The following is a 6314-nucleotide window of genomic DNA, read 5'->3' on the forward strand; positions in this document are numbered from 1 at the left end:
TTTACAGTAAAATGATCAGTTCTTCGATAAAAGATGCCGAAATAAAAGAAACTTTTCAATCTATTCAATTTACAACAAATTCGCTGCTTTTGTTAGCGAACCAAATTTTAGAGTATTCTAAAGATGAAAATCGTTTACTGAAATTAAACAATAATAATTTTCAGTTAAAAACAGAGATAAATCAGATTGTTTCGTCAATGGGATCGTTAGTTGAAAGCAAAGGAAACAAAATTGCAGTTTCATCAAATTTAGCTGATTATGAAGTTTTTTCGGATGCAGTAAAAATTCATCAGCTTTTTTATAACATAATTGGTAACGCCAATAAATTTACAAAAGAAGGACTCATAGCGATTGCAATAGATGCTGAAAAAACTGGAGACAAAAAGCTTAACTTAAAAGTAGCGATTCAGGATAATGGAAGCGGAATTTCTGAAAATGATTTGAAGAATATTTTTGAACTTTATTATCAAGGAACAGTTTCTGGAAAAGTAAATGATTTAGGAGTTGGTTTAGGTTTGAATCTTTGTAAAGAAATTGTTGAATTATTTGGCGGGGCAATACATGTTGAAAGCAAGCAAGGAAATGGGACGAAAGTTAGTTTCAATTTGATTTTAAATTTAGTTTAAAAGGCAAATAAAAAAATCGTCGATAGGTGTTTTGCATACCGATGGTTGATAAGTAAAGAACCAAATCTACTAAAAAAATAATTTATTCAAATACAAATGAAATCATCAAATAGCTATAGTTTTTTAATTGCCGATGATCATAGTGTGGTTAGACAAGGAGTTTCTCTAATTATAAAAGAGTTGTTTTTAAATGCATCAATTTATATGGCGGGGAATTTTAAAGATATATTTAGTAAACTGAATGAAGTTAAGATCGATTTATTGATTTTAGATGTAAACTTTCCAGATGGTAACAGTATAAATGTATTGTCTGAAATAAAAGCAATTCAGCCTGATATTAAAATCTTAATATTTTCAGCTTATGACGAAAATATTTATGCAATGCGATATCTAAATGCTGGAGCATCTGGTTATTTAAATAAAGAAACTTCTGAAGAGGAAATGAAAAATGCCATCAATTCGATGATGCTTTCTGGAAAATATCTTACTCAGAATGTTAAAGACAGGATTCTAGATTCGTACATTACTAAAAAGCCGACAAATCCGCTGGATCTTTTGTCGAATAGAGAAATTGAGGTGGCACAATTGCTAATAAAAGGATACGGAAATCTAGAAATTTTAGAATTGTTGAACATAAAAAAAACGACAGTAAGTACTTTTAAAAACAGAATTTTTGAAAAGCTGGAGATTGATAATCTAGCTGATTTAATTCGGTTTTTTCAATTGTATTATGACGAATAGCTAATATTCAATTATTTAGATATTACAAAGTATTAATAAAAACAGGGATTTTTAAATCCCTGTTTTTTTTTGCAGAAAAGTTTCGATTTAAGAAGTGTTTTCCTTGTAGAAATAATTCTACAAGAGAGTGGTCAATATTCTATAAGCTATTGATTTTATTGGGAGTATTTTTGTATTGTCAGGAAGAGATAAGAGAATTTGAGAATAAAAAAAGACAATATTGAAAAGTATTTTTTGAAATTATTTACACCCAATTTTCTGTTTTTTAATAATGATTTTTTTGATGCTGGCAGTATTGTTTATGTTTTTTGGAATTTAACATTTAAGTCAATTTTGTTTTTGGAGAACAGCCGTTTGATCAACATTGAGTTGTTCATTTAATTAAAGAAAATTAGAATTGACGATCTAAGAATTTAGGGGAGAGAGAATGTGTGTGTGATATGAATTGAATGAATTTCGTTGTGGTAATTGAATTCAAGAAATCTCTCCTTTCAATTTTTTTTTATGCTGTGAAGTTTTTTATGATGTTATAGGATGCGGTTTTTAACTTGATTAGATTTTTTTTAAGAAAAATTTGATTGTAAAAATGTAATGATGATGATAAAGAAAAGAGCACTTATATATGGTAATCAAAAATGTTTTTCAAAATTTTTAAAATGCAAATTTCAAGATGTTTTGATGCTTGATATCTGTAGAGATTTCAGGAGCTTAAATGACGAATTAGATGTTTATGCAGCAATTGTATTTGTTGTTTACACAGAAGAAGAGTTTCTTGATTTTTTAAGAGTGTACGGAAAAGGAATTCCGCTGGTTGTTTGTTCTTTTAATAAACGAATATCAAATATATTGATTGATTTGGATGATGTTTTCTTACTTGATACTTCAAATGTACGATCACAAATATTAAATCAGTTAAATCTTCATTTTGAAGAAACCATACTTAATACCCAAATGCCTTACTGTTGACTAAAAAGAAACTGTAATCAGGTTTTTATTAGTCATAAACTACTAAATACTAGATCATGGAATTCGACTTTTATAAAGCAAGAAAAAATAAAACAATTAATGAGTTGAAATCTAAATTGTTTGATGAAATGGAAGATGCGCTTTTTGTTCTGACGATTTCGCCGCAAAATGATTGTGCTTTGCCTTTTGTTACTGATTCTGCATATAGAATGTTTGAAATTTTACCTGATGAATTGTTTACCAATACCATGTTTTCTGTTTATGACAGAGTTCATAAAGAGGACAGGAACTCAGTAAGGAAGTCTTTAATTGATTCTTTAAAAAAGGGAAAAAAATGGAACTCGGTTTTCAGAGTGCAATTGCCTATGAAAGGTTTGTGCTGGTTTAAGGTTTCATCAAAAAAAGAAACAAACAGCGATGGAACATTGGTTTTATATGGAAGAATTGCTGATGTAACAGAGTTAAAAACATTAGAATCGAAACTTAAAATTTCTGAGGAACGTTTCAAATTTGCTCTCGAAACTTCGACTTCTGGGGTTTGGAACTGGGATATTAAAGAGAATACAGTTTTTTACTCGCCGCAGTCTATAAGAATACTTGAATTAGAATCTGCAGAAAATATGGATTCTCCAGAACGATGGAATGAAATTATTCATCCAGAAGATCTCGAAAAATATTATACGGCTTTACATAATCACTTTGAAAACAAAACGCCTTTTTATGAAAATTTTCATCGTGTATTGACCTTAAATGGAAGTTACAAATGGATTTTAAACAGAGGTAAAGTAATTCAGCGTGATGAAAATGGTAAACCGTTGAAAGTAATTGGAACACATACTGATATTTCATCGCAAAAAAGAAAAGAATTGGAGCTGCAGGAAAGAATGGAGCTTTTTAGTGAAAAGAATGACAGACTGCTGAATTTTTCGCACATAGCATCTCATAATCTGAATTCGCATGCAGGAAATTTTAAACTGCTTCTGGATATGATTGATTTAGAAGAAAATTTTGCCGAGAAGCGTGAAACAATAAAGTATCTGCGAATGGTTTCAAATGATTTAAATCGAACAATTGAAGATCTATCGCAAATCGTCAACATTCAAAATAATACAGAAATTGCTGTAGAACCCTTGAATTTGAATACTTATTTAAACAGGGTGCTTAACATTGTCAGTGCTTACAGCCATCGAAATAATGCGACAATTATAAACAATATCCCAGAAGATGCTGTGATTAATTTTAATCCTGCTTATCTCGAAAGCGTATTGCAAAATTTATGTACGAACGCCATAAAATATGCGAATCCAGATAAATTTTTGGTAATCGAATTTAACTTTTTCATAGAAAATGAGAAAAAGGTATTGACGATAAAGGATAATGGTTTGGGAATCGATCTTAAAAAATACGGTCATTTATTATTTGGGATGTATAAAACATTTCATAAGCACGAAAAGGCAAATGGAATTGGCTTATACATTACAAAAAACCAGATTGAATCAATGAACGGAAGGGTTACAGTTGAAAGTCAGGTAGGAAAAGGAACAACTTTTAAAATCATTTTTAACGATTAATTAAAAGTGATTTACAATTTAAATTTATTAGCAACAAAGAGAAAAGATTAGTTTTTAAAATGGAAAAATTTGTAATTAATAAAAAAACAAATGGAGAATTTCAGTTTGATTTTATAGACAATAAAGGAAAGGTTATTTTGAGCAGCGGAGTTTATACAAGAAAATTAATGTGCTTTAAAGGAATTGAATCTGTAAGACGCAATTCGCAAGATAATGTGAAGTTTTTTAGAAAGACATCTCGAAACAATGAAACTTACTTTAATCTGAAGGCTTTCAACGGAAAAATTATTGGAGTAAGTAAAATGTTTAAAGATAGATTTTCTCGAGATAAAGGAATTGAAGCATTAAAAAAGAAAGCGCCAAACGCTTCAATCGAAGATCGATCAAAACAATCTTTCAAATTAATTTGTACTTCATCATACAATATGGCGGGCTAGAAAGCAATGCTGTAAAGTCAAACAAATATTTATTTGTTCTAATATTTATCCTTCAATTTATGGAGGTCTTCACTAAAAAATACGATTTTTAAATTCTGCTTTTAACGATTAAACAGCAGTATATGGTAATGGACTTTTTTAAGAAATCTAGTTTCTTAAGAGTGTTTGTTTATAACATTGTAATTATCAATTACTACTTGTTTTTGCGTGTTTTTTCTGTAGAAAAAGTTCTACAAGGCAAGGTTAAGGGTTCTACAATTTTTTGATTTTTAGTCTTTTACATTTGCCCCCAGATAGATGTAAGATCAGTTTATTTTTTAGAGGTTCCCCAAATCTTAAAAAACAACCTATTTATGATCAGTGAAATGAGAATTAGCAGTGTTCAATTTTTTCATTTGAATTAGTTCTTATTAAGGTTAATCGTTTTTAAAAGATTTTTTATGAAAAATTATTACTTTTTATTCCTTTTAGGATTGAGTTTTTGGAGTCATGCACAAGTAGGTATTGGAACTTCACTTCCTAACGCTTCAACACAGCTTGATGTTTCGGCAACAAATAAAGGTATACTTATACCTAGAGTTTCATTAACCAGCACACAAGACAAAACGACTATTGCAGGAGGTAATGTTAACAGTCTTTTGGTTTTTAATACGCAGACAATCAGTGACATTGTTCCAGGCTACTATTATTGGTATACAGATAAATGGTACCGTATGGGAAGTGCTGATACGGAGACTATTACAACTTTGGTAGACAATAAAAACGGTACCATTACCTATACAAATGAAAAAGGCCTGCCAGTTACAATAAACTTGGCATCAGGTCCTCAAGGAATTCCTGGAACCAACGGTAAAAATGGTGTTGATGGAAAATCTGCCTATGAAATTTGGAAAGAAATAACTAAAAATAATACAGCAACAATTACAGATTATTTGGCGGCTGTAAAAGGAGATACTGGTGCAGCAGGAACTAACGGAAAAGGAATTACAACTACAGTTGATAATGGAAACGGAACGTTTACAATTACGTATACTGATGGATCAACTTTTACCACCTCTAACTTAACAGGAGTACAAGGAGCTGCCGGAACAAATGGTGTTGATGGAAAATCTGCCTTCGAAATTTGGAAGGAAACGACCAATAATACAACAGCAACTATTACCGATTATTTAGCGGCCATAAAAGGAGATACAGGAGCGCAAGGACCTCAAGGCACACAGGAAAAGGAATTACAACTACAGTTGATAATGGAAACGGAACGTTTACAATTACGTATACTGACGGTTCAACTTTTACCACTTCTAACTTGACAGGTGCACAAGGTATTGCAGGAACTAATGGTGTTGATGGAAAATCAGCTTTCGAAATTTGGAAGGAAACAACCAATAATACAACAGCAACTATTACCGATTATTTAGCAGCTATAAAAGGAGATACAGGAGCGCAAGGTCCACAAGGAACAGCAGGAAAAGGAATTACAACTACAGTTGATAACGGAAACGGAACGTTTACAATTACGTATACTGATGGATCAACTTTTACCACTTCTAACTTGATAGGAGCGCAGGGAATTGCTGGAACAAATGGTATTGATGGAAAATCAGCTTTTGAAATTTGGAAGGAAACGACTAATAATACTACAGCAACTATTACAGATTACTTAGCGGCCATAAAAGGAGATACAGGAGCGCAAGGTCCTCAAGGAACAGCAGGAAAAGGAATCACAACTACAGTTGATAACGGAAACGGAACGTTTACAATTACTTATACTGACGGCACAACTTTTACCACTTCAAACTTAACAGGACCAAAAGGAGAAACTGGAGCACAAGGAGCAGCAGGAAGTAATGGAAAAGGAATTACAACTACAGTTGATAATGGAAACGGAACTTTTACAATTACTTATACTGATGGTACAACTTTTACCACTTCTAATTTAACAGGACCAAAAGGAGAAACTGGAGCACAAGGAG

Annotated in this window: 6 protein-coding genes and 1 pseudogene; all 7 read left to right on the forward strand. The window is 31.4% G+C overall.

From position 1 onward, the window contains the following. Window positions 1–11 precede the first annotated feature (11 nt). Window positions 12–626 (forward strand): HAMP domain-containing sensor histidine kinase, encoded by a 615-nt coding sequence (locus BOW57_RS01335; protein ID WP_129052774.1) that lies wholly within the window; start codon window positions 12–14, stop codon window positions 624–626. A 96-nt stretch (window positions 627–722) separates the two neighbouring features. Further along, window positions 723–1367, forward strand: a complete 645-nt coding sequence (locus BOW57_RS01340) for a response regulator transcription factor (RefSeq protein ID WP_089054780.1) — start codon at window positions 723–725, stop codon at window positions 1365–1367. Window positions 1368–1964: 597 nt separating this feature from the next. Next, window positions 1965–2333 carry a hypothetical protein gene (locus BOW57_RS01345; RefSeq protein ID WP_089054781.1) on the forward strand — a complete coding sequence of 123 codons (369 nt, stop codon included), beginning with the start codon at window positions 1965–1967 and terminating at the stop codon, window positions 2331–2333. Window positions 2334–2389: 56 nt separating this feature from the next. Then, on the forward strand, window positions 2390–3904 hold the full coding sequence (locus tag BOW57_RS01350) for a PAS domain-containing protein (RefSeq protein ID WP_129052775.1): 1515 nt from the start codon (window positions 2390–2392) through the stop codon (window positions 3902–3904). Window positions 3905–3963: 59 nt separating this feature from the next. After that, the gene (locus tag BOW57_RS01355; protein ID WP_089054783.1) at window positions 3964–4341 is read left to right on the forward strand and encodes a YegP family protein; all 378 of its coding nucleotides are present in this window, start codon (window positions 3964–3966) and stop codon (window positions 4339–4341) included. Window positions 4342–4781: 440 nt separating this feature from the next. After that, the gene (locus tag BOW57_RS01360) at window positions 4782–5651 is read left to right on the forward strand and encodes a hypothetical protein (protein WP_129052776.1); all 870 of its coding nucleotides are present in this window, start codon (window positions 4782–4784) and stop codon (window positions 5649–5651) included. Continuing rightward, a pseudogene (locus BOW57_RS01365) lies at window positions 5648–6314 on the forward strand (hypothetical protein); the annotation flags it as partial. The gene BOW57_RS01360 and the pseudogene BOW57_RS01365, both read left to right, overlap by 4 nt.

This window comes from Flavobacterium sp. YO64 (assembly GCF_004119505.1).
GTDB classification, from domain to species: domain Bacteria; phylum Bacteroidota; class Bacteroidia; order Flavobacteriales; family Flavobacteriaceae; genus Flavobacterium; species Flavobacterium oncorhynchi.